Genomic DNA, 25,253 nt, shown 5'->3' with positions numbered 1-25,253 from the left:
CCATGACCGAAACGACCGACCTTTCCATCCGTCAACTCCTTGAGAGGTTTTCCGCAAAGAGCCTCTCGCCGAGCGAATACTGGCTGGCGCTGGAAACGCATATCGCGACCTGGGAGCCGACCATCGCCGCCCTCTATGCCTATGATCCGGAGGACGCGCGCAAGCAGGCCGCCGCCTCCACCGAGCGCTGGGCCAAGGGTGCGCCGCTCGGGCCGCTGGACGGCATTCCGGTGACGCTCAAGGAATTGATCGCCACCAAGGGCCAGCCGGTGCCGCTCGGCACGGCGGCCGTCGAGCTCGTTCCCGCCGTCGAGGACGCGCCGATTGCCGCGCGGATGCGCGAGGATGGTGCGGTGATCTTCGCCAAGACCACCTGCCCCGATTACGGCATGCTCTCTTCCGGTCTCTCCAGCTTCCACAAGCTCAGCCGCAATCCCTGGGACCCCTCGCAGAACCCCGGCGGCTCCAGCGCCGGCGCTTCGGCTGCGGCCGCCGCCGGCTACGGTCCACTGCATATCGGCACGGACATTGGCGGCTCGGTGCGCCTGCCCGCCGGCTGGACCGGTATTTTCGGCTTCAAGCCAAGCCACGGCCGCATCCCCGTTGACCCCTATTATGTCGGCCGCTGCGCCGGGCCGATGACGCGCACGGTCGAGGACGCCGCCTTATCCATGGCGACACTCTCGCGTCCCGACTGGCGCGACGGCACCAGCCTGCCGCCAAACGACTTCAACTGGATGGATCTCGATATAGATATGCGCGGGCTGAAGATCGGGCTGATGCTCGATGCCGGCTGTGGCCTGCCGGTCGATGACGAGGTGCGCGATGCCGTCGTTGCCGCCGCCAAGCGCTTCGAAGAGGCCGGCGCTACCGTTATCGATGTCGCGCCGGTGCTGACGCGGCAGATGCTGGACGGGCTGGACGTCTTCTGGCGGGCGCGTTTCTGGGGCGATATCGTCAACCTGAGCGAAGAGCGCCGGGAGATGATCCTGCCATTTATCCACACATGGGCGAAGGGCGGCGCCGACGTCAGCGGCGTCGATGCCGTGCGCGGCTTCAACCAGACGATCGAAATGCGCAAGACCTGCGGCAAGCTCTTCACCCAAGTCGACGCGGTGCTGTCGCCGACCAATCCGATCGTCTCCTATCCGGCCGAATGGGCCTCGCCCACCAACGATCCGGCCCTACCCTTCGAGCATATCGGCTTCACCGTTCCCTGGAACATGTCGGAACAGCCGGCTTCGTCAATCAATTGCGGCTTCTCCCGCTCCGGCATGCCAATCGGCCTGCAGATCGTCGGCCCGCGTTTCGGCGACATGCTGGTCCTGAAACTCTCGAAAGCCTTCGAGACCTGGACCGGCGGTGTGACGAACTGGCCGAAGGCGCCAGGTTAGGATCCCAGCTACAGCGTCGCTGCCCCCTTTTCCTCGACATCGGCGTCAAGCTCCTGCAGCGCCTTTTCGATGACTCGCAGATCGTCCTGAAGGCCATCATCGGCGCTCATCATGCTTTCGCTACCGGCGCGCTGGATGCCTCGTGCTTCGCTCTGCAACTCGAGCAGCCGGTCGATCTTGCGGCTGCGCTGGAGATGGGTGTCGCCGAGAATATCCCTGATCACCTGTTCCATCGCGGTAATCGGCATGATGCTTCTCCTCTCGAACAAAACGATGTTCAATCGAGAGAATAACGGTCCAGATCAGCCACGGTTCCGATCGGAGCGTTAATCTGCGAGACGGCGAAACCCCGTCGGCTGCTCGTAAAGCCAGCCGATGCGCTCGACGGCGGCGGCAAAATTCTCGCGTGCGACGGTCATGGTATGGCCGTTGGCATGGATGATGGTTTCCGGGTCTTCCATCACCGCCGCGTGGCCCTTCCAGAAGACGAAATCGCCACGACGCAACTCCTCGCGGGTGATCGGTTCGCCAAGCCCGGCCGCCTGCATGTCGGAATCGCGCGGCGCGGCGCGGCCCGTCATCAGGAGCGCAAGCTGGATCAGGCTGGAGCAGTCGACGCCAAGGCCGGAGCGGCCGCCCCAGAGATAGGGCGTTTCCATGAATTTTGCGGCGATCTCCACATAGTCGCCGCCATCATTGTAGCCGATCGGCTGCACATGCTTGGCGAAAATGGCAGTGCCGTCCTCCAGCACGACGTAATGATTCCCCCGCGCCTCCGCCGTGTCGGTGACACGAACGCGGCTGCCCATGGAGAGCACATCGGTGTAGGGCTTGCGCAATTCCGGCACGGGATAGAGAAAAGTCCGCTGCGGCACGACGACATGGGTCGGCGCCGAAAGCCCTTGCCTGATCGTATCTTCGGGCAGATAGCCGACATAACCGTCCGACACCGCCTTGACCCAGGCCCAGCCATCCTTGCGCTCGAAGACCGTGACATCTTCGCCGAGCAACAGCTCCGTATCGATGCCGCGTGCCAGATCCGGCTGAGGACGCAGCGCCACGACCGGAACAACGACCTGCGCCTTGCTGCCCTCGACGAAGCGCTCGGCCTCGACCTGGCCCCGAAGAGAGGCTTCGGCGAGATCGGGCCGGTAGGCATTCAGGCGGCGGTCGAGCGTCATGACGATGGTTCCTAGACTGATAGTTTACGGCCTTGCGCGATGACGAGATCACCGAGCTTTTCGAGATAGAGCGCGCCGGTTACCGTGCGCTTGATGATAACATTGCGACGATCGCGGTCGTCGCGCACGCGGTCGACCAGCCCCATCTCGCCCATGGTATCGAGCGCGCGCGTAATGACCGGCTTGGTGACGCCGAGCGTCGCGGCAAGCCCGCGCACGGTATGCGGCGGCGGGACGAGATAGATCTGCAGGAGGATTGTTGTCTGCCGCAGGGTCAAATCATGATCCTCGCGGCGCACTTGTTCGAGCGCCACGCCATGCCAGAGGCCGAGAGCCTGCGAGGCAGAGAGTTCAAGCGGCAAAGGCAACCCCGGAGATCGTTACGCTACCGTTTCAGTTTCCGCCAAGATCGTGGCGGATTCAAGAACTGATTTATTCCAATCCTTCTCCCCGCAATGCGGGGAGAAGGTGGGACCGAGACATTGAGCGAAGAGAAATGTCGAGGGCACGGATGAGGGGCTTTCTCGGAAGCGGCCGCAAGACGAGAGTCACCGTCTTCTCGGATCGATTATTGGTGACGGTCAGGCCAGTCCGGCGCTGTCGCATCCTTGTACCTGGCCCCTCACCCTAGCCCTCTCCCCGCATTGCGGGGAGAGGGAACGATAGTGCCTTACCGCACGCTCTCCCGAATATGGTGATACAGCGCCCGGATCGCCTGCGCCTCGCCGCCGCCCGGCGAATGAGGACGCTCGTTCTGGGCCCAGCCGTAGATGTCGAAATGCACCCAGCTCGGGGTCTTCGTGACAAAGCGACGCAGGAACAGTGCCGCCGTGATCGAGCCGGCCATGCCGCCGGAGGGGGCGTTGGTGATATCGGCGAATTTGGCGCGGATATCCTTGTCGTAGCCATTATAGAGCGGCAGGCGCCAGAGCGGATCGTCGGTCTCCAGACTCGCCTCGGTGAGGTCGCGGGCGAGATCGTTGTCGTCGGTGAAGAAGGGCGGCAGGTCTGGGCCGAGCGCGACGCGGGCAGCCCCCGTCAGCGTCGCCATGTCGATCATCAGGTCCGGCGCGTCTTCATCGGCATAGGCGAGCGCATCGGCGAGGATCAACCGACCCTCGGCATCGGTATTGTCGATCTGCACCGTCAATCCCTTGCGGCTCCGGTAGATGTCGCCGGGGCGGAAGGCATTGGCGGAAATCGAGTTTTCGACGACGGGAACGATGACGCGCAGGTCGACCTTGAGCTTGGCGTCCATGATCATCAGCGCCAGGCCCATGACATTGGCGGCACCGCCCATGTCCTTCTTCATCAGCAGCATCGAGGAGGCCGGCTTGATGTCGAGGCCGCCGGTATCGAAGCAGACGCCCTTGCCGACCAACGTGATGCGGCGATGGCCCTTCTTGCCCCAGCGCAATTCCAGGAGGCGCGGCGCATCGGCGCTGGCGCGGCCGACGGTGTGCACCAGCGGAAAATTCTCCTTCAGGAGATCGTCGCCGATGATGACGGACATTTCCGCCTTGTAGTACTCGGCGAGTGCCCTGAAGGCGGCCTCGAGCTGTTCCGGGCCCATGTCGTTGGTCGGCGTATTGATGAGGTCGCGGGCAAGGAAGACGCCGGCGAGCTGCCGCTTGATATCAGCGGCATCGGCGTCGCGCGGGATCATCAGTGTGGGACCGGCCGCCTTTTCCGACTTGTAACGGTCGAAGCGGTAGCTGCCGAGGCCGAAGCCTAACGAGAGCCGGTTGGCCGTCAGCGGCGCGGTCTCGATATGCCACTCGCCGGCCGGCAGCGATCGCGCCAGCTTGCCGGTGAGGAACGGCTGTTCCGAGGGGTTGGAGCCGAGGCCGAACAGCGCGCCGCCGAGATGGCCCTCGGCCGTCGGGATCAGCAGTAGCGATCCGCTTTCCGCCCTGTAGCCGGCCTTGCGTGCCCAATCGAGCGCGATCGGATCGATGGTGCCGGTCTCTATATGCGCCGGGGTAACGGCGAAGATCGGCAGCGTCGCGCCACCCTTCGAATTGAACGGCGTTGCACGCTCGATGTACTGATAGGGGGCCATGACTATCCTTTGGCGGTCATTTCAGGGAATCATTGGTTAACTGTCTGTTAGGGTTAACAGATTATTGCTGGAGCGAACATTGCGTCAAACCTTTCCCTGTTCCGATTTGAGGCCAGACGCAGGACTCTGACATTCAGGGATAGGGACATGTCCGCCGCCTCCACCACGTCTTCACTCAAGACTTTCCTTTTCCGCGGCGCATCGGCAGCTCTTCTGGCGCTGGCGCTGGCGAGCTGCTCAACGACGGGCAAGGACAAGATGACGACCGGATCGATCCCGACGATGTCGAAGCCGGTCGACGAGATGGACAGCGCCGACCTCGCCCGGGCGACCCTTTCCCTCGGCAAGGCCTACGACGCCAATCCGAAGGACCGCGACACCGGCGTCAACTACGCCAACGTGCTGCGCATGACCGGCCGCAACGAACAGGCGCTCGCCGTCATGCAGCAGGTGGCAATCAACCATCCGAGCGACCGCGGCGTGCTGGCCGCCTACGGCAAGGCCCAGGCGGCGGCGGGCCAACTGCAAGAGGCGCTCGCAACCATCGACCGCGCGCAGCTGCCGGATCGTCCGGACTGGCGGCTGGTCTCGGCCGAAGGCGCGATCCTCGACCAGCTCGGCCGCTCGAACGAAGCGCGTGGCAAATATCGCGATGCGTTGGTGCTTGCCCCGAACGAGCCGTCCATCCTTTCCAATCTCGGCATGTCCTATGTGCTGACCGGCGACCTCAAGACCGCCGAAAGCTATCTACGCTCCGCCGGCGGCCAGCCGACAGCAGATAGCCGCGTGCGCCAGAACCTGGCCCTCGTCGTCGGGCTGCAGGGTCGCTTTCCCGAGGCCGAGCAGATCGCCCGCCAGGAGCTGACGCAGCAGCAGGCCGATGCCAATGTGGCCTATCTGCGCGGCATGCTGGCGCAACAAAATTCCTGGCAGAAACTCGCCGCCAGCGACAATACGAAAAAAGCGATCAACTAAGGCTTCAGCGCCAGATGTGCCTTGGCAGGCCTTCGCTCACCAGCCGGGCGCCGAGAGCACCAATGACAGCGCCCGCCACCCGGTCGATCCAGAGCTTTGACCCGAGATAAAGCGCGCGCGGGCGGTTCGACGAAAAGGCCAGCGTCACCACCGTGTACCAGCCCACCTCGATCGCAAAGACCGCCGGCGGCAGCGCGAGCAGCAGCCAGAGAGCGGGCTGCGCCGGGAGAAGTGCGGCAAAGATACTGCCATAAAAGATCGCGGTCTTGGGATTGCTGAGCTGCGCGCCGAGCGCGAACCAGTAATTGCGCGCGACGCTCGCTCCGGCTGGCGATGCCGGCGCGTCAAGGGCGAGATCCTGCGCTGCGCCGCGCCAAATGCGAATGCCGATATAGATCAGATAGAGGCCGCCTGCGACCTTGAGGGCGAGATACAGCCATTCGACCTGCATCAGCAGCGCGCTGAGGCCGAACAGAGCCAGTGTCGCGAAAATGACGCTGCCCGTTCCCATGCCGAAGGCAGCGGCCAAGCCAGCCTGACGCGAGCGGGAAACGGCGATACGGGACACCAGGACAAAACTTGGTCCAGGGCTGACCGCACCAATGAGAACGGCGGCAATGATGGTGAAAAATATAGCTAAGGATGACATGCGGCACCTCCCGAAATCACTGAAAATCTGCCGGGCAGCGGGCGCGGCTCATACCGCACCTCCTTGATGAAATTCTCCATCTCACGCCGCCTGCAACGCTGATCGGAGAGTAGCCACCTTCCGTGCCGGCGACAAGTGTCACCCCATCAGAACTTATCCATCACCTGGATGATGGCCGGGCCGAGGATGACGGCCATGAGGACGGGCAGGAAGAAGACGATCATCGGCACGGTCAGTTTCGGCGGCAGGGCGGCCGCCTTCTTTTCCGCTTCGTTCATGCGCTCGTCACGGCCTTCCTGCGCCAGAACGCGCAGTGCCTGCGAGACGGGCGTGCCATAGCGTTCCGCCTGGATCAGGGCTTGCGTCACCGATTTGACGATTTCGATCTGGGTACGGGCGGCGAGATTGTCGAAGGCGGTGCGACGCTCCTGCAGGAAGGAGAGTTCCGCCGTGGTCAGCACCATTTCCTCGGCAAGCGCTGGCGATTGCTCCGCCATTTCCTCGGAAACACGGCGCATGCCGGCCTCGATGGAGATGCCCGATTCCACGCAGATCAGCATCAGGTCGAGTGCATCCGGCCAGGCGCGCTTGATGGATTTCTGCCGTTTCGTCACCCGGTTGGAAATGTAGATATTCGGTGAGTAGAAACCGAGATAGGCGGTGCCGATGACGCCGAGAAGGCGGAATGCGAAGGGCTTGGCGGCGAAATAGCCAAGGCCGAAAACCAGGAAGACGGCGACGGCCAGAAACAGAAATGGCAGCAGGAAGCGCGCCACCAGGAACATGTTCAGCGCGTTTTCCGAGCGCAGGCCGGCGGCGCGCAGGCGATTGACGGTGTTGGTATCGACCAGCGCATTGCGCAGATTGAAGCGCTCGACGATCTGGCGAACGTTCTTGTTGTTCTGGCTGCGCAGCGTCGCCTTGCCGCCGTCCGTGTTCAGCCTAGCGCGTTCGCGGGCACGGATCTGCTCGCGCTCTGTGGAGACCGCCTTCATGCGCTTGTTGAGATCGCCGCGCTCGAGGAAGGGCACGGCAATCGTATAGAATGTGGCAAAGACAGCAATCGCCACGAAAACGGCAAGGATCGTGCCCGGATCGGTCAGCTTGGCGGCAATATCGGCCATGTCTGTGTCTTTCCTTCCGATCAGATGTCGAAATTGACCATTTGGCGCATGATGTAGACGCCGGCCGACATCCAGATGCCGGCGGCTCCCATGATCAGGTGGCCGCGCGGATCGGTGAACAGGATCATCATGTATTGCGGCGATGTCAGGTAGACGAGCAGCATGACGATGAAGGGCAGCGCGCCGATGATGACGGCAGATGCCTTGGCCTCCATCGACAGCGCCACCACCTTCGCCTTCATTTTCTTGCGCTCGCGCAGCACCTTCGCCAGATTGCCCAGCGCTTCGGAGAGATTGCCGCCCGCCTGCGCCTGGATGGCGATGACGATCGAGAAAAAGTTCACCTCCTGTAGCGGCATGTGATTGTTCATGCGCGCACAGGCATCCGTCATGCTAAGCCCGACCTGCTGTGTTTCGACCACTCTGCGGAACTCGGACTTGACCGGCTCGCGCGCCTCGCTCGCCACAAGGCGCACGGCGTCGTTGAGCGGCAGGCCGGAGCGGATCGAGCGGGTGATGAGATCGAGCGCGTTCGGAAACTCCTCCAGGAACTTGTTCTGCCGGCGCTTGATGAGGAAGCCGACGACCCAGCGCGGCAGTCCGAAGGCGGCGGCGAAGGGCAGACCGGCGATGACGGGGAGCGGCGCACCGAAAAGGAAGGCGACGACCATGACGAAAAGGCCGAACAGGACGCTGAAGAGATAGAAGCGCGCCGGCGTCAGCGACAGGCCGGCTTGCACGAGGCGCGCCTTCAACGACTGCTTCTTCTTGGTGTTCTCGACCTGGCGCTTCTCCAGATCCTTGAGCGTGTCCTGCACCGATTTGCGGCGCTTCGACATTTCCTGCACGCGGTCGCGCGCCGCCTTGACCTTGGTGCGATCACTTTCGGCCGCCTTGACCCGGCTAACGCGGCTGTCCGTCTTCTTCTGCGCCTCGATCCGGGAATAGAGGATGCCATAGCAGACCGCCGCCGCCGAAACGGCTGCGAGCACGACAATCAAAAGCACCACCGGATCGACACCGAACATCGGGAAAGTCCTATTTCGAGTTGTTTTCCATCTCGTCGAGCGCCGCCGCCAGGCGCTTTTCCTCGTTGTAGTAGCGGGCGCGGTCCCAGAAATGCGGCTTGCCGACGCCGGTCGACATGTGCCGGCCGATGATACGGCCGTTGGCGTCCTCGCCCTCCATTTCGTAGCGCATCAGGTCCTGGGTGATGATCACGTCGCCTTCCATGCCGATCACCTCGGTGATCTGCGTGATGCGGCGCGAGCCGTCACGCAGGCGGGCGGCCTGGATGATCACGTCGACGGAGGTGGAGATGATCTCGCGGACCGTCTTTGCCGGCAGGCTGTATCCGCCCATGGCGATCATCGATTCGATACGGCTGAGGCACTCGCGTGGCGTATTGGCGTGGAGCGTGCCCATGGAGCCGTCATGACCGGTGTTCATCGCCTGCAACAGGTCGAAGACCTCCGGTCCGCGCACTTCGCCGACGATGATGCGTTCAGGACGCATGCGCAGGCAGTTCTTGACGAGATCGCGCATGGTGATCTCGCCCTCGCCCTCGATGTTCGGCGGCCGGGTTTCGAGGCGGACGACATGCGGCTGCTGCAGCTGCAGTTCGGCCGTGTCCTCGCAGGTAATGACGCGCTCATGGCGGTCGATATAGTTGGTGAGGCAGTTCAGCAGCGTCGTCTTGCCGGAGCCGGTACCACCGGAAATGACGATATTGCAGCGGACGCGGCCGATGATCTGCAAGAGCGTGGCACCCTCCGGCGTAATGGCGCCGAAGCGGACGAGCTGGTCGAGCGTCAGCTTGTCCTTCTTGAATTTACGGATGGTGAGCACCGGGCCATCGATCGACAGCGGCGGCGCGATGACGTTGACGCGCGATCCGTCCGGCAGGCGGGCGTCACAGATCGGGCTCGATTCATCGACGCGGCGGCCGACCTGGCTGACGATGCGCTGGCAGATGGACAGAAGCTGGGCATTGTCGCGGAAACGGATCTCCGATTCGATCGTTTTGCCGCCGACTTCGATGAAGGTCTGGCCGGCGCCGTTGACCATGATATCGGCGATGTCGTCACGAGCGAGCAACGGCTCCAGTGGGCCATAGCCGAGCACGTCGTTGCAGATATCCTCGAGCAATTCCTCCTGCTCGGAGATCGACATCGCGAAATTCTTGATGGTGATGATGTCGTTGACGATATCGCGGATTTCCTCGCGCGCCGCCTCGGCATCGAGCTTGGAAAGTTGCGAGAGGTCGATCGTATCGATCAGCGCGGCAAAGACCTGCGACTTGGTGTCGTAATATTCCTCGGTACGGGCTGGCCGGCGGCGTGTGGGCGTCTGCATCGACGGCGGCGGCACCTGCTGGCGCTGCGGCGAGGCCTCGCGCGCCGGCTCGACCAATATGGTCGATGTCGCGGGCGGCGCGGCGGATGGAGCACGCGCCGGCGCCGGCGGAGGGGCTATGCCGCCGCTCTTTGCAGGACCTTCATTTCCGCGTCTGCCAAACATGCCGTCGATCCAATTCTACGCTGACGCATGACCCCGAAAAATGCGAACCGCCTTTGCAATTCGGTCATGCGAAATCAAACAATTACTTCCGTTTCAGGAGGCCGAGCAGGCCGCCTTTCTTTGCCTTCTTCAGCGCGACGCGCCCTGTAACGATGTGCGATATCTGCGAGAAGGTTTCGGCGATCGGCGACCTCGGGTCAGTTTCCGAAATCATCCGGCCGCTATTGGCGGCATTGCCGAACAGGTTGATGTCGAAGGGAATGATGGCGATCGGGTCGGTCTCCAGCGGCTCGCAAAATTCCGAGGGGCCGATTTCCGGGCGCTTCGGCATGCCGACCTGATTGAGGATGAGATGCGGCGCCTTGTCGTTGGGACGCAGCTTGCGCAGCGCATCCAGCATGTTCTTGGCGTTGCGCAGATTGGCAAGGTCCGGCACCGCGCAGATCACGACCTCGTCGACGGACGAGAGCACGGAGCGCGTCCATTCCGTCCACATATGCGGCATGTCGAGGACGGTTATGGGCGCGCTGCGCTGCAGGACGTCGAGCACCGGCTGAAAAGCCTGGCCTTCGAAATCATAGGCGCGATCGAGCATGGAGGGCGCCGCAAGCAGAGACAGGTGCTGCGAGCACTTGGTCAGCAGCCGATCGAGGAAAACCTCATCGAGACGCTCCGGCGCGAAGACCGCCTCGGCGATGCCCTGGGCCGGATCCTGGTCGAAATCGATATTGGCCGTGCCGTAGGGCAGATCGAGATCGGCGAGAATGGTCTCGACCGAAAACAGGTTGGAAATGCCGAAGGCGCAATTATGCGCGATAGTGGACGCCCCTACCCCGCCCTTGGCGCCGATGAAGGCGACGCTGCGGCCAATCGGTTCGGCATCGGGATCGACAAAAATCGCCGCCATCGCCGCCATGATGTCGGTCATGGTCACGGGCTGGACGATATATTCGGAAATGCCATTGCGGATAAGCTCGCGATAAAGGCTGATATCGTTGTGATGGCCGACGATCACCACCTTGGTGGTCGGATCGCAGACGGCCGCGAGCGGCGCGAGCTCGGCCAGGAGGTTCTGCGGATTGGCGCGGGTTTCCAGGATGATCAGATTGGGTGTCGGCGTCGAGGCGAACATGTTTGCCGCCGCCGCCGTGCTGCCGCCGGTGATCCTGAGATTGACTTTGGACATGCGCCGGTCATTGGCGCATCGGTCCATGACCTGGTGCAACTGCTCGCTTTCGCAGAAGGCATGCACGGAAATACGCGGCAACGGCCGCATGTTCTCGATATCGCCCGTGCGCGGCGCATCCTCGGCGTCCGCCGCGGTCGGCCTGATATCGTAATCGATGGCGCTCATGACTTTATCCTGTTCCGGCGACGGCTGGCTCTCATGTTCAGAAACTGCTGACTGACGCGGTGCTGGTTGCGGTCGAGCCGCTGCGATAATTGTCGATCACCTTGCTGCGCTGGTCGGCATCGATCGGCGTCATGGCGCGCGGCGCGATGAGGTCGGTCGGATTGGCGACCTGTGCGGCGAGGTTGTTCTGGCTGGCACAGCCGAAATTGTAATAATTCTGATTGTCGAAGGCATTGTCGGCAAGATCCGCCGGCCATTGGCCGCAGGCATTGGTGACCGCCGTCGTCGCCATGAAGCGGAGGCGGATCGGGGCGGCGTCGCCGGGACCGCCAGCCGGATAATAATTGTCGGCGATGCGCGCCGACGGGATGCCGCTCGCCACTAGTTCCTGGCGGATCTGCCGGCGCAGGGCGGAAGCGGCCGGCGAATTCGCCGATTCCCGTGGCGTCATGATTTCCACGGTGCCGGTGGCGTGCGCGCGATAGTCCTGAACGAAGCCGCGCACGGTATCGCGCATGCCCGAGGTCAAACGGCGATCGCTGACGGAAACGGGAATATCGACGCGGTGCTCCTTGTCCGTCAGCACGATCGGGTGGCGCTGGCGATAATCGTCGGTGATGGCGCTGGTGGCCATGCCGTCCTTGGAGCCGGCGCAACCGCTGACGGCCGCCGTCGCGATCAAGACCGGGACGATCATGGCGAGCGCGGCAAAGCGCGACCTGCCGGTGCGGGGCGCATTACGATCGAGGCTGGCCATCGTTTGGTCTCTCGTTGATCCGGTTGAAAAGGGGTGCGTCACGATCGTTCCCCTCACTTGTAGATGAAGCCGACCGTGCCGTGGAAATCGGCATCGGCGACCGGCGGCGCATCCTTGCGGCCGTAGATCTTGTTGACACGGTTCATGAAAAAGACGCCAGCATCGTTGCTCGGCGAGAAATTGTCGTCCGGACGAGCAATCTGGTTGCGCGCCACCGGCCGCACGAGATAGGGCGTCGCAATGATCACCAGCTCGCTCTCGTCGCGCTGAAAGGTCTTCTGGCGGAACAGCGCGCCGAGGATCGGGATCTTCGAGGCGCCGGGCGTTCCGGTGGTGGACTGCTGTACGTTGTCGCTCAGAAGGCCGGCAAGCGCGATCGAGCCGCCGGATGGCAGTTCGACCGAGGTATCGGCCGCACGCCGATTGTAGGTCGCGGCACCCGTGGTGCCGGTCGGTTCGGAGACCTGGGTCTGGACATGCAGGCTGATGCGGCCGGCGGAGAGGACAACCGGGGTAAAAGCAAGGCTGATGCCATAAGTATATGGCGTGATCGTTACATTGCCGTCGCTGTCGATGACGGAATAAAGCGTCTGGCCGCCGGAATTGAAGGTCGCGGCCTGGCCCGAGATCGCCGTCAGCGTCGGTTCCGCAAGGGTGCGAACAGCGCCCGCCTGCTCCATGGCGTTGAGATAGCTGCTGACATTATATTTGCCGAGCGCGGTCTTGAACAAGGCGCTGAGACCGCCATTGCCGGTGGCAGCGGTCGAATCGCTGCTGATATTGCCGAGCTGCGCGACAGTGAGACCGGAGGAATTGCTGACGAGATTGTCGAAGCCGATCTGCTTCAGCACACTGCGCTTGACCTCGGCGACGGTGACCTTGAGCGTTACCTGATCCTCGCCCTCGATCTGCAGGAGATTAACGATCTGCGAGGTCTGCCGTCCCTCGGCGAAGAGAGCGACCGAACTGTCGCCGCCCGTGCCGCTGGCGGTTTCGGTGCGGGTAGTGGCTTCGCCACCCTTCAGGAAGGCTCCGGCTAATTGCTGGGCGCGGGATGAATCCTGTGGCGTGCGCACCGAGCCGGTCAGGACGATATTGTCGGAGACGATCTCGACATTGATGTCGGAGTCCGGGATGAAGCGCTTGAGATTGGCCTGCAACCCGGAAATATCGCGCTCGATCTGCAGGTCGAGGCTGACGATCTCCTGACCGTTGGCGCCGAAGACGAAGATATTCGTCTGGCCGACCGTCTTGCCGAACAGATAGATGCGGCGCGAGGTGCGCGTGACCGCATCCGCCATCTTGGGATCAGACACGAGGATATCATGCGCATCCGCCGGCAGGTCGACCACCAGCGCCTTGTTGAGGCCGAGCTTCAATGTGCGCTTGGTGTTCAGGCCGGCAATGGTGACGATGCTGTCGGCGCCGTCGGCCTTGGCGACGGCGGTCCGCAGAAAGACAGGGGCTTCGGCAAAGGGAAGGCCGGCAAACGCGACCGAGAAGGAAAGCGCCGCCAGGAGGGGAAGGCGTGATATTTTGCTGATCTTGACCATGGTCCCGCCCCTTCTCATTGTGTCTTGGCCGCGGCCGTGCCGTTGGCGATGATGGCGCCCGACTTGATAACCTGGACGACGGCGCCGCCATTGTCGCCGGTCAGCAGATAGTCGGCGGCCGTGGTATCCGACTGCTGCGCGTCGGCGACGGAGCGCAGCGCCAGCGTCAGCCGGTCTGCCATCTGCTGGGCGACCGCAAGCACCTTCGTCTGGTCCGGCGTCAGCTCCAGCGTTGCGGTGGTGCCGACCACCGCCTTGCTGCCGTCCTGCTTTTCCTCGATCTGCTGGTCGACGGCGAGGACACGGACATTGCTGAGCACGGTCTCGGTCACGAATTTCTGGGTGTCGCCCTTGCGCACCATGATCACATCGACGCGGTCATTGGGGAGAATGAAACCGCCGGCGCCGGTGGCGACCGAGATTTCGGTGGCGACGGCGCGCTTGCCGGAGGGCAACAGCGAGGACAGAATGCGGCTGCTGGCGTCGGCGACCTTTTCTTCGCGGATCGGCTCTCCCTCGAAGATCGGCAGGCGGACGACCGCGCCGTTCAGGTCCTTCAGCGCATCGGGACGCTCAGCCTGGGTGATCAGCCCCTTGACGACGCCGCTTTGCGGCCAGGCCATCCAGTGGATCGATTTCTCGTTGAGGCGCGATCCCACAGGAAGATTGGCGTCGGCAACCAGTACATTGACCGTCGCCTCCTTCTCCACCACCGTCGCGACCTGCTGCACGATATTGCGCGAGCCTGCCAGATGCATCGCCAGCAGTCCGGCAAGCCCTGCCGCGACGACTGCCACTGCGAGTATCATTATGCGAGTGGGTTTCATTGATCATTCCTTGGGGAATACGATTCTTCGCCCCGCAGAATGCTCTGTAATTGGTGTAATTATGGTTAATGCTCTATTACGTCTACTACACTTTAACTATTATTATTTAAGCAATACAATATACAATGGTGCGTCACGCCTATCCAATACTTAGTATTTGCTAATTTAGATAATGCGCGACGTTATGGCAGTGACCAACGGCGACGACGGAAAGGCTAGAAAGCCGCCAATGGCGATGGCAATGCCATAGGGGATCTTCTTGGCGATCAGCAGAGAATTCGGCACCGGCAGGCCCATGGCCATGATGGTATTCGACTGCGAGCGTATCATCAGGATGACGATGGTCAGCGCCCCGCCGATAAAGGCGACATAGACGAGGAAGGCCAGAAGCGGCAAGCCGAAGCCGAACCAGAGCGCCGATGCCGCCAGTAGCTTGGCATCGCCGCCGCCCATGACATTCAGGGCAAAGAGCGCGAAGCAGGCGCAGAAGACAATGGCGGCGCCGGCAACGTGCATGCTGATCTCCGGCAGCGTCAGTCCGACGAGCGGCGCAAGCACGATGAACGCACCGAGCAGGATGAGCGACACTCGGTTCGGGATGGTCATGGTCAAAAGGTCGGAGATAGCCGCAACCGACAGGCAGAGCGGAAAGATCAGCAATGTCGCGGCTTCAAGCATTGAAGATGCACCTTCCTGACGACGAAACTATAAATACCGAAAACCGCCCATGATACTGAGCGGTTTTCGCTGAATATTGGCCCAACCCAAAATATCGGATTATTTTCCGGCGTTTGTGGCCGCGGTATCAGCCTTGGTCATCTGACCGGAAATGCTTACGAAAGTGGTATTAAGCGCGCCGCCCAGCGTCGTAGCGCCGGTGATGATGGCAACCGAGATCAGGGCGGCGATCAGGCCGTATTCAATGGCGGTCGCACCGGATTCGTCTTTCAGGAAACGCGAAAAAAGCTTGGTCATAATTTAACTCCACACACTTTGTTGACAGCACGTCCGCCAACTGTGCCGTTGATCGGATGGGTTGCACCGTAGCGGGTCGCCGTTTCCATCGCTTTAAGGAAATGGGTTAACAGATCGCCAATTCCGAAGCACAAATAGACTAGTTAATATAATTTCAGGCCGTTCCGAGCATTTTTAAAGAAAATCTTCAGCTTCAACGCAAAGTTTAGAATTTAATATATTAGAAAAACACGTTAGATGTGCCAGAATATTGCGCCATCGACGCCAAAATCCCGAAACGAGTAACAAAATGAACATGCCTGCTCCGTAATAGCATCAATGACTACACTCTTAATCGTTCATTCACCCTTCTTTCTCATTCTATTCAGGAATAGCTTCCGCCATTAATTTCACGAGGCCAGACCATGCCAATCCGCGGCAGAACCGCATTTCTTGCCGGCGTCGCCGCCATGGCAGGCCTGATGCCGCAGCCTTCGCGCGCCGCTGACGACGGCATGCTGCGTGTCTATATGGATCACGCGCGCGTGCTGAAGCTCGATCGGCCCGTCAGCAAGGTCATCGTCGGCAATGCGCAGGTCGCCGACGCAACCGTAGCGGATCCGAAGACGATCGTGCTCACCGGCCGCAGTTTCGGCACGACGAACATCGTCCTGCTCGACGCCGACGGCAACGCAATCGTCGACGAGCGTATCCTGGTCTCGATCGACGAGGGTAATACGGTGCGCGTCTTCCGCCAGACCGACCGTTCGGTGCTGTCCTGCACGCCCAATTGCGAGCAGCATGCCCAGCAGAACAACAATGCCGCGGCTACCAACCCCTGATGCTGGCATCTTACCCGATTACATTTGGAAATACTGTATAAGCCAAGACTTTACTGAATAATCCGCGCTTCCTCTAAATATGGACAGAGAAGAGAAACGGATTGTCAAGGAAGCGGCCCTAGTCTCGCCCCATTCAAATCGCCGTGGAATCCGCTATGACGCCAGCCGACGATCTTCTTGGGGGCAAGACCTTCGCACGGCGACGTGCGAAGGGAGGCCTACGCGCGTTCGTACACGCTCGCGACGGCGCCGCCGCCATCGAGTTCGCGCTGCTGGCAATCCCCTATTTCATAATCATCTTCGCGATCCTGGAAACCTTCGTCGCCTTCATGGCCGAACAGGTGGTCTCCAACGCCGTCGATACGCTGTCGCGCCAGATCAGGACCGGGCAGATCACCGCATCCAATACGACCGCTCAGCAATTCCGCCAGGCGTTTTGCAACGAAATCTCGGTGCTCATCGCCTGCTCGGCGGCTGAACTGGCGACACCGGCGAACCTCTATCTCGACGTCAAAAGCTATTCGACCTTCACCGACATGCCAACGACGATCCCGCGTGCCACATCCGATCCCTATTCCGACCTCAATACGGCAGGCTTTTCATTCGCTCCCGGCGGCACAGGGACCATCAACATGGTGCGCGCCTACTACCGCTGGCAGATCATCATCGATCTGCTGCGGCCCTACCTGACCAACATCCACCCATCCGACAGCTCGATGCCGAGCACCTATCTCATCGTCGCGACGGGTGCCTTCCAGAACGAGAGTTATTGATGAGGCGGCGGGAGGTCTCCGGAAGAACGTTGGCGGCAGGGCTTTACTCGCGCCTGCGGCATTTTACCCGCGACGAGCGCGGCATTGGCGCGATCGAGTTCGCCATTCTCTTTCCGGTGCTGCTGATGCTCTATCTCGGCGCCTTCGAAATCACCGTCGGCCTCAGCGTCGAAAAACGCACCAGCCGGGCGGCTGGATCGATTGCCGATATCCTGACCCAGCAAAAGAGCGTGACCAAGACACAGCTTGCCGCCATGCCCTCGGTCGCCAGCGCCATTTTTACCCCCTACAGTACCACCGGCCTGACGCTGAAGGTCACCGGGATCCAGATCGACGCCGGCAGCAGCGCCACCGTGGCCTGGTCCTGGGCGCAGGACGGCAGCAAGCCCTATACGGTCGGGAGCGTCGTCACGGTGCCCAGCGACATCAAACTGCCAAGCTCGTTTCTGGTCCGCACAGAACTCGCCATTCCCTATCAGATCCTCAGCTTCGGCTCGGATTTCCTGCCCGCCGGCAGCAACCAGATCACCATTGGCCGCACCTATTTTTATCGCCCACGCGGGGTAGATCCGATCACCTGCAGCGATTGTTGAGCGGAACGGCTTTCCATCGGGTACAATAGTCCCCATTTAGTGAGAAAATTGCCAAGTTCACGCCTGCGTTATATGGGTGACCTCCAATGCGCCTGACGGAGAATGCCGGGGCGCCGAGCAATCTTATCGGGTGACCCATGGCGCGCGCATTTCTCTTCGTTCTGGACTCCTTCGGCGTCGGCGGCGGCCCGGATGCGGCAACCTATGGCGACGAGGGCGCCGATACGCTCGGGCATATCGCCGAATTCTGCGCGGCGGGTGCCGCCGACCGCGAGGGCCTGCGCGCCGGCCCGCTGTCGCTGCCGATTATGTCGGGCCTCGGGCTGCTGGAGATCGCCAAGGCGGCGACGGGCCGCTATCCGGAGGGCATGTCGCCGCCGGAGAAGCTTTACGGCCTCTATGGCTGCGCCAACGAGGTCTCGCGCGGCAAAGACACGCCATCGGGCCATTGGGAAATCGCCGGCACGCCCGTCACGTTCGACTGGGGCTATTTCCCCACCGAAGGCGATGCCTTCCCACCGGAGCTGGTGGAGGCGATCTGCAAGGCTGCCGATCTCCCCGGCATTCTCGGCAATTGTCATGCGTCGGGAACCGAGATCATCGCCAGGTATGGCGAGGAACATATCCGCAGCGGCAAGCCGATCTGCTACACCTCCTCCGACTCCGTCTTCCAGATCGCCGCGCATGAACAGCATTTCGGCCTGGAGCGGCTGATCTCCCTCTGTCAGATCGTCCGCACCCTGCTCGACCGGTATAATATCGGCCGCGTCATCGCTCGCCCCTTTATCGGCGAGACGCCGGCGAGTTTCGAGCGTACCGGCAATCGTCGCGATTTCTCCGTGCAGCCGCCGGAGCCGACCCTGCTCGACCGGCTGGTTGCGGCCGAACGCAACGTGCATGCGGTTGGCAAGATCGGCGACATCTTCGCCCATCAGGGCATCTCCAGGGTCATCAAGGCCAACGGCAACATGAAGCTGATGGACGCGACGCTGAAAACCATGGACGAGGCAGCCGACGGCGATCTCGTCTTCACCAATTTTGTCGATTTCGACATGGTCTATGGCCATCGCCGCGACGTGGCCGGCTATGCGGCGGCGCTTGAAGCCTTCGATGCGCGGCTGGTCGAGGTGCACAGGAAGCTGAAACCCGGCGATCTCCTCATCCTGACTGCCGATCATGGCTGCGATCCGACCTGGCGCGGCAGCGATCATACGCGCGAGCGGGTGCCCATTATCGCTTACGAACTCGGCATCCGACCGCGCTCGATCGGCATTCGAGAGACCTATGCCGATATCGGCGAAACCATTGCACGCCATCTGGGCATTGCGGCGGGGCCGCATGGGAGGAGTTTTCTGTGACATCGCATTTGAAGAAGGTCGAGCTGCACTGCCATCTGGAGGGTGCGGCTCCCCCGGCGCTGACGCTTGCGCAGGCGCGAAAATACAATGTCGATACCAGCGCCTTCCTGCGCGACGGTGTCTATCTCTGGAAGGATTTCGCCGAATTTCTGGTCTGCTACGACAAGGTCTCCGAGGTCTATCGTACCGAGGAAGACTATGCGCTGTTGACCGAGACCTATCTGGAAGAGCTTGCCGGTATCGGCACGATCTATAGCGAGCTGATCGTCTCGCCCGATCATGGCGACCGCATCGGGCTTGGCGCCGATGCCTATATGGCAGGCGTCTCGGCGGGCATCCGCGCCGCCAGGGAAAAGAGCGGCATCGAGGCACGGCTGATCGTCACCGGCGAACGCCACTTCGGACCGGAGCGTGTCATCAAGGCGGCCGAATATGCCGCCAGAAGCGATAATCCGCTGATCACGGGCTTCAATATGGCCGGCGAGGAACGCATGGGCCGGGTTGCCGATTATGCCCGCGCCTTCGACATCGCTCGCGAGGCCGGCCTCGGGCTGACCATCCATGCCGGCGAAGTCTGCGGCGCCTTCAGCGTCGTCGATGCGGTCGATCTCGTCCGCCCCGATCGTATCGGCCATGGCGTCCGCGCCATCGAGGATGTCGATCTGGTCAAGCGCCTTGCAGATCTCGGCACGGTGCTGGAGGTCTGCCCCGGCTCGAACATCGCCCTCAACGTCTTCCCGGATTTCCCCTCGCACCCGCTGCGCAAGCTGCGCGACGCCGGCGTCCGCGTCACCATCAGTTCGGACGACCCGCCCTTCTTCCACACCTCGCTGAAGCGCGAATACGAACTGGCATCATCAGCTTTCGGCTTCAGCGACGACGAGATCGATGCCATGACCCGCACGGCGATCGAGGCGGCTTTCGTGGACGAGGCGACGCGGGCGGCGTTACTGGCAAAATTGGGTTAACTAAGAGATCAGGATTGAAATCTGTCCCATAGAGCGGTACACTACCTCAAAATTGAGGATGGAGAATGATCGTAAGCTTTCGGGATGATTGGCTGCGTAATTTCTTCGTCGATGATGTGTACTCGAAGAAAATACCAGCCAGTCTGGATAACCGGCTATTTCGCAAGCTCCAAATGATCGACGATGCAACGACGGATCAGGATTTGCGAATCCCGCCCAGCAATCATTTCGAAAAATTGCGGGGCAATCTCGAAGGCTTTTGCTCTATCCGCGTTAACAAGCAGTGGCGGCTTATCTTCCGTTGGGACAGCAGCCATGGCGAAGCGGCCGACATCTATCTGGACGACCATAGCTATCGATGAGGTGAACCATGTTGATGACAAAGCGTAAGCCGGCAAGCGTCGGCGAAATACTGGTCGAGGAATTCATGGAGCCCATGGAACTGACGCAAAGCGCATTGGCCGAGGCCATGGGCGTGCAGCGAAAGCATGTGAACGAACTGTGCAACAATCGCCGCAGCGTGACTGCGGCGACGGCGCTAATCCTTGCCCGCGTGTTCGGCAACAGCCCGGAGTTCTGGCTGAACGTGCAACGGCGTAATGACCTGTGGGACGTGATGCATTCTCCCCACGAACGCGAGCGGGTCGAACGCGCCCGCCCGCTGTCGGCGGCATGAGTTTGGGGATGAAACAGGCCCATTGGCCCTATTTCCTTGCACCAGAGACAATTTCCGTGAAAGAAACATCTCACATCACGGAACTACTGGAAGGCTGAAACCATGGACGGCGTCACTGTCATCGATCATCCGCTTGTGCAGCACAAGCTCACAATCATGCGCAAGAAGGAGACGTCGACGGGAAGTTTCCGCCGGCTGCTGCGCGAGATTTCGACGCTGCTCTGTTACGAGGTGACGCGCGATCTGGAAATGACGATGGAGACCATCGAAACGCCGCTGCAGCCCATGGAATCGCCGATCCTTGAAGGCAAGAAGCTGGTCTTCGCCTCGATCCTGCGCGCCGGCAACGGCTTGCTCGAAGGCATGCTGGATCTGGTTCCCTCCGCCCGCGTGTCGCATATCGGTGTCTACCGCGATCATGAGACGCTGCAGCCGGTCGAATATTACTTCAAGGCGCCGGAGGATATTTCCGAGCGCCTGATCATCGTCGTCGACCCGATGCTGGCGACCGGCAACTCCTCGATCGCCGCTATCGACAAGCTGAAGGAGCGCGGCGCCCATAATATCCGCTTCCTCTGCCTGCTCGCAGCCCCCGAAGGCATTGCCAATTTCCGCGCGGCGCATCCGGACGTACCGGTCTTCACCGCGGCGATCGACAGCCATCTGAATGAACTGGGCTATATCGTCCCCGGCCTCGGTGATGCTGGAGACCGTATGTACGGCACGAAGTAAATCCAGCCTCTCTCTTTGTTTTTAGCCCGGCAGTGTCCAACTGCCGGGCTTTTTATTGATCTGTTTAGCGGCCTGTCAGCAAAGCTGATTTAAACGGTGGGGATCGATGGGCTCGGCATGGCGAGTCCATGGGAAGGATTTCCGCCGATGCTCGTTCGCGTCCTTGTTTTTGCCGGTATCATCGCCGTGGCGGCCACGCAGGTGCCGGCATTGCTGACCATGCAAACCGCCACCGACGAAAACCCGGCGCCTGCCGTCACTACACCTTCTTCCGGACAACAGGTCTCGGTAGTGAGCTTGTCGCATGGCAGTGTCCTGCTGCCTGCCGGCGCGGGCGGTCACTATCAGGGCGACTTCAAGATCAATGGCCGACCGGTGCAAGGCATGATCGATACCGGCGCGACCTATGTGGCGATCAACGAGAGCACGGCGCGCCGTCTCGGTATCAGCGGCAGCGACCTCGATTATCGCTACACCACCCAGACCGCCAACGGCCCGTCCAAGGTGGCGCTCGTCAAGCTCGATCGTCTTGAGATCGGCACGATCAGGGTTCGTGATGTCGATGCCGTGGTCTCGAAGGATGGCGCATTGAACACGACGCTGATCGGCATGAGTTTTCTCAAAAAGCTGAATTCTTACGGCGTCGAAAACGGCTCGCTACGCCTGACGCAGTAACCCCGTCAGATCCGCGAAACGATCACCGGCGGCAGAACGGGAGCGGTATCCGCGATGCGATAGTTTGCGGCGAGGTCGGCTGCGGCCTTTTCGGCACTTGCGTCATCGGCCGCGTGAACGGTGGCGATACGGTCGCCTTTGCTCACCTTCACTCCAAGCGGCAAGATATCGCTGAAGCCGACACGATGGTCGATCTTGTCCTGCGGACGACGACGGCCGCCGCCGAGATCGATGACACCCAGACCGATGGCGCGGGCATCGCAGGCAGCAAGCCAGCCATCCGAACCGGCAAGAACCGGCGTTTGCACCGGCGCCCCAAGCAAATATTTAGCCGGATTCTCCATAAGATCAGCCGGACCACCGAGGCCGTAAACCATGCGGCCGAACAGGACTGCCGCTTTGCCGGAGGACAGCACGTTACGCGCACTGGCTTCTGCCTCGGCAAGTGTCTTCGCGATCCCCGCCTGCGTCAGCATCTCGGCAGCGAAGGCCAGTACGACCGTTTCCAGCCGCGTGCCTGCCTTGCCGCCCTTCAGGAAATCCAGGCAATTGTAGAGTTCGACGACATTACCGGCAGCATCGGCGAGCGGCTGGTTCATATCGGTGATCAGCGCCGAGGTCTTCACTCCCGCCCCGTTCGCCACCTCGACCAAAGAGCGGGCCAGCGTCTCGGCCTCCTCCGCCGACGTCATGAAGGCGCCGCTGCCGATCTTGACGTCCAGCACCAGCGTTTCGAGCCCGGCCGCCAGCTTCTTCGACAGGATCGAAGCCGTAATCAACGGCACGGAATCGACGGTGGCGGTGACATCGCGCACGGCATAGAGCTTGCCGTCGGCAGGCGCCAGGGCTCCGGTCTGGCCGATGATGGCGCAGCCCACGTCGTCCACCACCTTGCGGAAGCGCGCCGCATCCGGGGTGATACCGTAGCCGGGTATCGATTCCAATTTGTCGAGCGTACCGCCGGTATGGCCAAGGCCGCGACCGGAAATCATCGGCACGGCAAGGCCGCAGGCAGCGGCGATCGGGGCCAGCATCAGCGAAACATTGTCGCCGACACCACCGGTCGAATGCTTGTCGGCGATCGGCCGGCCGATGCCGGACCAGGAGAGCGTGTCGCCGGAGCCGGCCATGGCCAGCGTCAGCGCCACGGTCTCCTCGCGCGTCATGCCGCGAAACCAGACGGCCATGGCAAAGGCGCCGATCTGGCTTTCCGCCAGTTCGCCACGCGCCAGGGCTCCGATGAAGCTGTCGATATCGGCGGCTGAAAGAATGCCGCCGTTTCGCTTCAGCCGGATGATCTCCTGCGGGATCATGACCTCAATAGCCTGAAGACGCTGTCTTGGATTGTCCGCCGGCCAGCACGCCGAGGATATCGTCGAGCAGGCTCGAAGCACCGAAACGGAAAGTCGAGGGCATGGCCCAGTCCGGCGCCATGATGGTCTCGGCAAGGCTCAAATAGAGAGCCGCGTCGGCGACGGAGCCGATACCGCCGGCAGGCTTGAAGCCGACTTTCCTGCCACTGTCGCGGATCGCCCGCAACATGATGTCGGCCGCTTCAAGCGTCGCATTGACGGCGACCTTGCCGGTGGAGGTCTTGATGAAATCGGAGCCGGCAGCGATCGCCAGTTCGGATGCGCGCTGGATCAGCGCCACGTCCTTGAGTTCGCCAGTTTCGAGAATGGTCTTCAAGATCACCGGCCCCGTGCATTCCGCCTTGACGGCCGTGACCATGTCGGTGACGGCCAGCTCGTTGCCATCAAGCAGCGCGCGATAGGGAATGACGAGATCAATCTCGTCGGCGCCGTCGGCAATCGCCTCGCGCGCTTCGGCGGCAACGTCGGCCACCTCCATGTCGCCGGCCGGGAAATTCACCACGGTCGCGATCTTCACCGCATGGTCTGTGCCAAGGATACCGCGCGCCTGGGCGACGAAACGCGGCCAGATGCAGACAGCGGCGGTGTTGCCAAAGGGCGATTGCGCCCGGTCGCAGAGCGTCTCGATCTGGGCCGGCGTGCAATCATCCTTGAGATTGGTGAGATCGAGAAGGGAAAGCGCAACGGCCGCCGTTTCTCTCAGGGAATGGCTCGTCATCGTCAGTTTCCTCCGTCCGCAATCATTTCTGTCAGGATGGCCGCTAGACGGGCGCCGCCAACCGGAGCCATGTCCTTGGTCTCCTCGTGCGTCAGCTCGGCGCCGGTCATGCCAGCCCCATAGTTAGTGATGACGGAGGCTGCGGCAACCCTTAGACCGAAAAGACGCGCCAGAATGACTTCCGGCACCGTCGACATACCAACGGCATCGGCGCCGAGGATGCGCGCCATGCGGATTTCCGCCGGCGTTTCGAAGCTCGGGCCGGAGAACCACATATAGACGCCATGCGACAGCTTGATTTCGGCCTTTTCCGCCGCCTTGCGCATGCGCATGATGAGATCGCTGTCATATGCGCTGGTCATGCCGACGAAACGCTTGTCGCTTTCCTCGCCGATCAGCGGGTTCATGCCGGAATAATTGATGTGGTCGGTGATCTGCATCACCGATCCCGGCGGCATCTCCTCGCGCAGCGATCCGGCCGAGTTGGTCAGGATCAGCGTGTCGACGCCGAGAGCTTTCAGCGTCTCGATCGGCACGCGCATGGCGTTGGCGTCGCCCTTTTCATAGTAATGCACGCGGCCGGACAGCATGATGATCGGGATATCGCCGAGACGGCCGGCAACCAGCGCGCCGGCATGGCCGGAAACGGCGCTGACCGGAAAGCCCGGGATGTCCGCATAGGGAATGCGCACGGCGTCCTTCACCTGATCCACAAGCGAGCCCAGGCCGGAGCCGAGGACGATGCCGTAGCGAGGCTGGAGATCGCCGAGCTTTGCGGCCAGAATGTCGACGGCGGCGGTCATCCCAGTAACTCAGTTTCGAAGCTGAAGGGCAACATCTCGTCCATGGTCATCGTCTTCCTCACGCCAGTTTCGTCGCAAAGATAGATGCGCGTTTCCTTGGTGGCAAATTCGGCGATTTTCTGCCGGCAACCGCCGCAGGGCGGGCAGAGCGGCAGCTTCTCGGCGATGACGGCCATTTCGACGATCTTCTTGGCACCGCCCATGATCATCTGGCTGATCGCGGTCGGCTCGGCACACCAACCCTGCGGGAAGGACAGGTTCTCGATATTGGCGCCGGCATAGATCTTGCCGTCCTCGGCGCGGATCGCCGCGCCAACGGGAAATTTCGAATAGGGGGCATGGGCAAAGGCCATCGCTCCGCGAGCGGCCTCGAACAGATCATGCGACATGGA

The 25,253-nt window shown here is 61.7% G+C and carries 29 protein-coding genes; 11 read left to right on the top strand and 18 right to left on the bottom strand.

Features of this window, described 5'->3' with window-relative positions; translation table 11 throughout:
- Positions 1-2: 2 nt before the first annotated feature.
- Positions 3-1,394 (top strand): amidase, encoded by a 1,392-nt coding sequence (locus EX00_RS18095; RefSeq protein ID WP_047460793.1) that lies wholly within the window; start codon positions 3-5, stop codon positions 1,392-1,394.
- Between the two features lie 8 nt (positions 1,395-1,402).
- On the opposite strand, the gene EX00_RS18090 is transcribed toward EX00_RS18095, so the two are convergent.
- The 4 genes from EX00_RS18090 to EX00_RS18075 form a co-directional block, all read right to left on the bottom strand.
- Positions 1,403-1,642 carry a hypothetical protein gene (locus EX00_RS18090; RefSeq protein ID WP_047460790.1) on the bottom strand — a complete coding sequence of 80 codons (240 nt, stop codon included), beginning with the start codon at positions 1,640-1,642 and terminating at the stop codon, positions 1,403-1,405.
- A 78-nt stretch (positions 1,643-1,720) separates the two neighbouring features.
- On the bottom strand, positions 1,721-2,575 hold the full coding sequence (locus tag EX00_RS18085; RefSeq protein WP_047460787.1) for a C40 family peptidase: 855 nt from the start codon (positions 2,573-2,575) through the stop codon (positions 1,721-1,723).
- An 11-nt stretch (positions 2,576-2,586) separates the two neighbouring features.
- On the bottom strand, positions 2,587-2,937 hold the full coding sequence (locus EX00_RS18080; protein WP_007701799.1) for a MarR family transcriptional regulator: 351 nt from the start codon (positions 2,935-2,937) through the stop codon (positions 2,587-2,589).
- A gap of 308 nt (positions 2,938-3,245) precedes the next feature.
- Complete coding sequence (locus EX00_RS18075; RefSeq protein WP_047460784.1) at positions 3,246-4,637, bottom strand: leucyl aminopeptidase family protein; 1,392 nt, start codon at positions 4,635-4,637, stop codon at positions 3,246-3,248.
- Between the two features lie 147 nt (positions 4,638-4,784).
- Here EX00_RS18075 and EX00_RS18070 point away from each other — a divergent pair, with 147 nt between their 5' ends.
- The gene (locus tag EX00_RS18070) at positions 4,785-5,612 is read left to right on the top strand and encodes a tetratricopeptide repeat protein (RefSeq protein ID WP_047460781.1); all 828 of its coding nucleotides are present in this window, start codon (positions 4,785-4,787) and stop codon (positions 5,610-5,612) included.
- Between the two features lie 4 nt (positions 5,613-5,616).
- Here EX00_RS18070 and EX00_RS18065 read toward each other — a convergent pair whose 3' ends face one another.
- The 10 genes from EX00_RS18065 to EX00_RS18020 all read right to left on the bottom strand — a co-directional run bounded on the left by EX00_RS18065 (position 5,617) and on the right by EX00_RS18020 (position 15,371).
- Positions 5,617-6,261, bottom strand: coding sequence for a LysE family translocator (locus EX00_RS18065; RefSeq protein WP_047460779.1), 645 nt, complete (start codon positions 6,259-6,261; stop codon positions 5,617-5,619).
- Between the two features lie 146 nt (positions 6,262-6,407).
- The gene (locus EX00_RS18060) at positions 6,408-7,385 is read right to left on the bottom strand and encodes a type II secretion system F family protein (protein ID WP_047460776.1); all 978 of its coding nucleotides are present in this window, start codon (positions 7,383-7,385) and stop codon (positions 6,408-6,410) included.
- A gap of 20 nt (positions 7,386-7,405) precedes the next feature.
- A complete protein-coding gene (locus tag EX00_RS18055; protein ID WP_047460773.1) occupies positions 7,406-8,413 on the bottom strand; it encodes a type II secretion system F family protein in 1,008 nt (335 codons plus the stop codon).
- 10 nt (positions 8,414-8,423) lie between these two features.
- The gene (locus EX00_RS18050; protein WP_047460771.1) at positions 8,424-9,905 is read right to left on the bottom strand and encodes a TadA family conjugal transfer-associated ATPase; all 1,482 of its coding nucleotides are present in this window, start codon (positions 9,903-9,905) and stop codon (positions 8,424-8,426) included.
- An 82-nt stretch (positions 9,906-9,987) separates the two neighbouring features.
- Positions 9,988-11,259 carry a CpaE/TadZ family protein gene (locus EX00_RS18045; protein WP_047460769.1) on the bottom strand — a complete coding sequence of 424 codons (1,272 nt, stop codon included), beginning with the start codon at positions 11,257-11,259 and terminating at the stop codon, positions 9,988-9,990.
- Between the two features lie 37 nt (positions 11,260-11,296).
- Positions 11,297-12,016, bottom strand: a complete 720-nt coding sequence (locus tag EX00_RS18040; protein WP_047460766.1) for a CpaD family pilus assembly protein — start codon at positions 12,014-12,016, stop codon at positions 11,297-11,299.
- A gap of 53 nt (positions 12,017-12,069) precedes the next feature.
- A complete protein-coding gene (locus EX00_RS18035; protein WP_047460763.1) occupies positions 12,070-13,569 on the bottom strand; it encodes a type II and III secretion system protein family protein in 1,500 nt (499 codons plus the stop codon).
- Positions 13,570-13,583: 14 nt separating this feature from the next.
- Positions 13,584-14,396, bottom strand: a complete 813-nt coding sequence (gene cpaB / locus EX00_RS18030; RefSeq protein WP_047460761.1) for a Flp pilus assembly protein CpaB — start codon at positions 14,394-14,396, stop codon at positions 13,584-13,586.
- A gap of 165 nt (positions 14,397-14,561) precedes the next feature.
- Entirely contained in the window at positions 14,562-15,074 is a 513-nt protein-coding gene (locus EX00_RS18025) for an A24 family peptidase (RefSeq protein WP_047460760.1), read from the bottom strand.
- Between the two features lie 99 nt (positions 15,075-15,173).
- Complete coding sequence (locus tag EX00_RS18020; RefSeq protein ID WP_047460759.1) at positions 15,174-15,371, bottom strand: Flp family type IVb pilin; 198 nt, start codon at positions 15,369-15,371, stop codon at positions 15,174-15,176.
- Positions 15,372-15,775: 404 nt separating this feature from the next.
- Between EX00_RS18020 and EX00_RS18015 the strand changes: the two genes are divergently transcribed.
- The 9 genes from EX00_RS18015 (at position 15,776) to EX00_RS17975 (ending at position 21,967) form a co-directional block, all read left to right on the top strand.
- Positions 15,776-16,192: a pilus assembly protein N-terminal domain-containing protein gene (locus EX00_RS18015; protein WP_047460756.1), complete on the top strand. Its 417-nt coding sequence runs from the start codon at positions 15,776-15,778 to the stop codon at positions 16,190-16,192.
- Positions 16,193-16,347: 155 nt separating this feature from the next.
- Entirely contained in the window at positions 16,348-16,965 is a 618-nt protein-coding gene (locus EX00_RS18010; protein WP_047460754.1) for a TadE/TadG family type IV pilus assembly protein, read from the top strand.
- Positions 16,965-17,558 (top strand): TadE/TadG family type IV pilus assembly protein, encoded by a 594-nt coding sequence (locus EX00_RS18005; protein ID WP_047460751.1) that lies wholly within the window; start codon positions 16,965-16,967, stop codon positions 17,556-17,558. The genes EX00_RS18010 and EX00_RS18005 overlap by 1 nt, the downstream gene beginning before the upstream one ends.
- Before the next feature lie 137 nt (positions 17,559-17,695).
- A complete protein-coding gene (locus EX00_RS18000) occupies positions 17,696-18,916 on the top strand; it encodes a phosphopentomutase (RefSeq protein ID WP_047460748.1) in 1,221 nt (406 codons plus the stop codon).
- Positions 18,913-19,884 (top strand): adenosine deaminase, encoded by a 972-nt coding sequence (locus EX00_RS17995; RefSeq protein WP_047460745.1) that lies wholly within the window; start codon positions 18,913-18,915, stop codon positions 19,882-19,884. Before EX00_RS18000 ends, EX00_RS17995 begins: the two co-directional genes overlap by 4 nt.
- A 65-nt stretch (positions 19,885-19,949) precedes the next feature.
- Complete coding sequence (locus tag EX00_RS17990; RefSeq protein WP_047460742.1) at positions 19,950-20,246, top strand: type II toxin-antitoxin system RelE/ParE family toxin; 297 nt, start codon at positions 19,950-19,952, stop codon at positions 20,244-20,246.
- Between the two features lie 8 nt (positions 20,247-20,254).
- Positions 20,255-20,560 carry a HigA family addiction module antitoxin gene (locus tag EX00_RS17985; protein ID WP_047460739.1) on the top strand — a complete coding sequence of 102 codons (306 nt, stop codon included), beginning with the start codon at positions 20,255-20,257 and terminating at the stop codon, positions 20,558-20,560.
- Positions 20,561-20,662: 102 nt separating this feature from the next.
- Positions 20,663-21,292: a uracil phosphoribosyltransferase gene (upp, locus tag EX00_RS17980; RefSeq protein ID WP_012650768.1), complete on the top strand. Its 630-nt coding sequence runs from the start codon at positions 20,663-20,665 to the stop codon at positions 21,290-21,292.
- Between the two features lie 147 nt (positions 21,293-21,439).
- The gene (locus EX00_RS17975) at positions 21,440-21,967 is read left to right on the top strand and encodes a TIGR02281 family clan AA aspartic protease (protein WP_047460734.1); all 528 of its coding nucleotides are present in this window, start codon (positions 21,440-21,442) and stop codon (positions 21,965-21,967) included.
- 5 nt (positions 21,968-21,972) lie between these two features.
- Here the strand turns inward: EX00_RS17975 and deoA are convergent, their stop codons facing one another.
- Genes deoA through EX00_RS17955 form a run of 4 tightly spaced genes read right to left on the bottom strand, consistent with a single transcriptional unit; the run spans position 21,973 to position 25,250 of the window.
- Positions 21,973-23,280, bottom strand: coding sequence for a thymidine phosphorylase (deoA, locus tag EX00_RS17970; RefSeq protein ID WP_047460731.1), 1,308 nt, complete (start codon positions 23,278-23,280; stop codon positions 21,973-21,975).
- A gap of 4 nt (positions 23,281-23,284) precedes the next feature.
- Positions 23,285-24,058, bottom strand: coding sequence for a deoxyribose-phosphate aldolase (gene deoC, locus EX00_RS17965; RefSeq protein WP_047460728.1), 774 nt, complete (start codon positions 24,056-24,058; stop codon positions 23,285-23,287).
- Positions 24,059-24,060: 2 nt separating this feature from the next.
- Positions 24,061-24,861, bottom strand: a complete 801-nt coding sequence (locus tag EX00_RS17960; RefSeq protein WP_047460725.1) for a purine-nucleoside phosphorylase — start codon at positions 24,859-24,861, stop codon at positions 24,061-24,063.
- Positions 24,858-25,250, bottom strand: coding sequence for a cytidine deaminase (locus tag EX00_RS17955; RefSeq protein ID WP_047460722.1), 393 nt, complete (start codon positions 25,248-25,250; stop codon positions 24,858-24,860). Before EX00_RS17955 ends, EX00_RS17960 begins: the two co-directional genes overlap by 4 nt.
- Between the last annotated feature and the right edge of the window lie 3 nt (positions 25,251-25,253).

This window comes from Martinezella rhizogenes, from assembly GCF_000799715.1.
Taxonomy (GTDB): domain Bacteria; phylum Pseudomonadota; class Alphaproteobacteria; order Rhizobiales; family Rhizobiaceae; genus Rhizobium; species Rhizobium rhizogenes_C.
The sequence above is the reverse complement of the archived record's forward strand: the minus strand, read 5'-3'. Positions and strand labels throughout refer to the sequence as shown.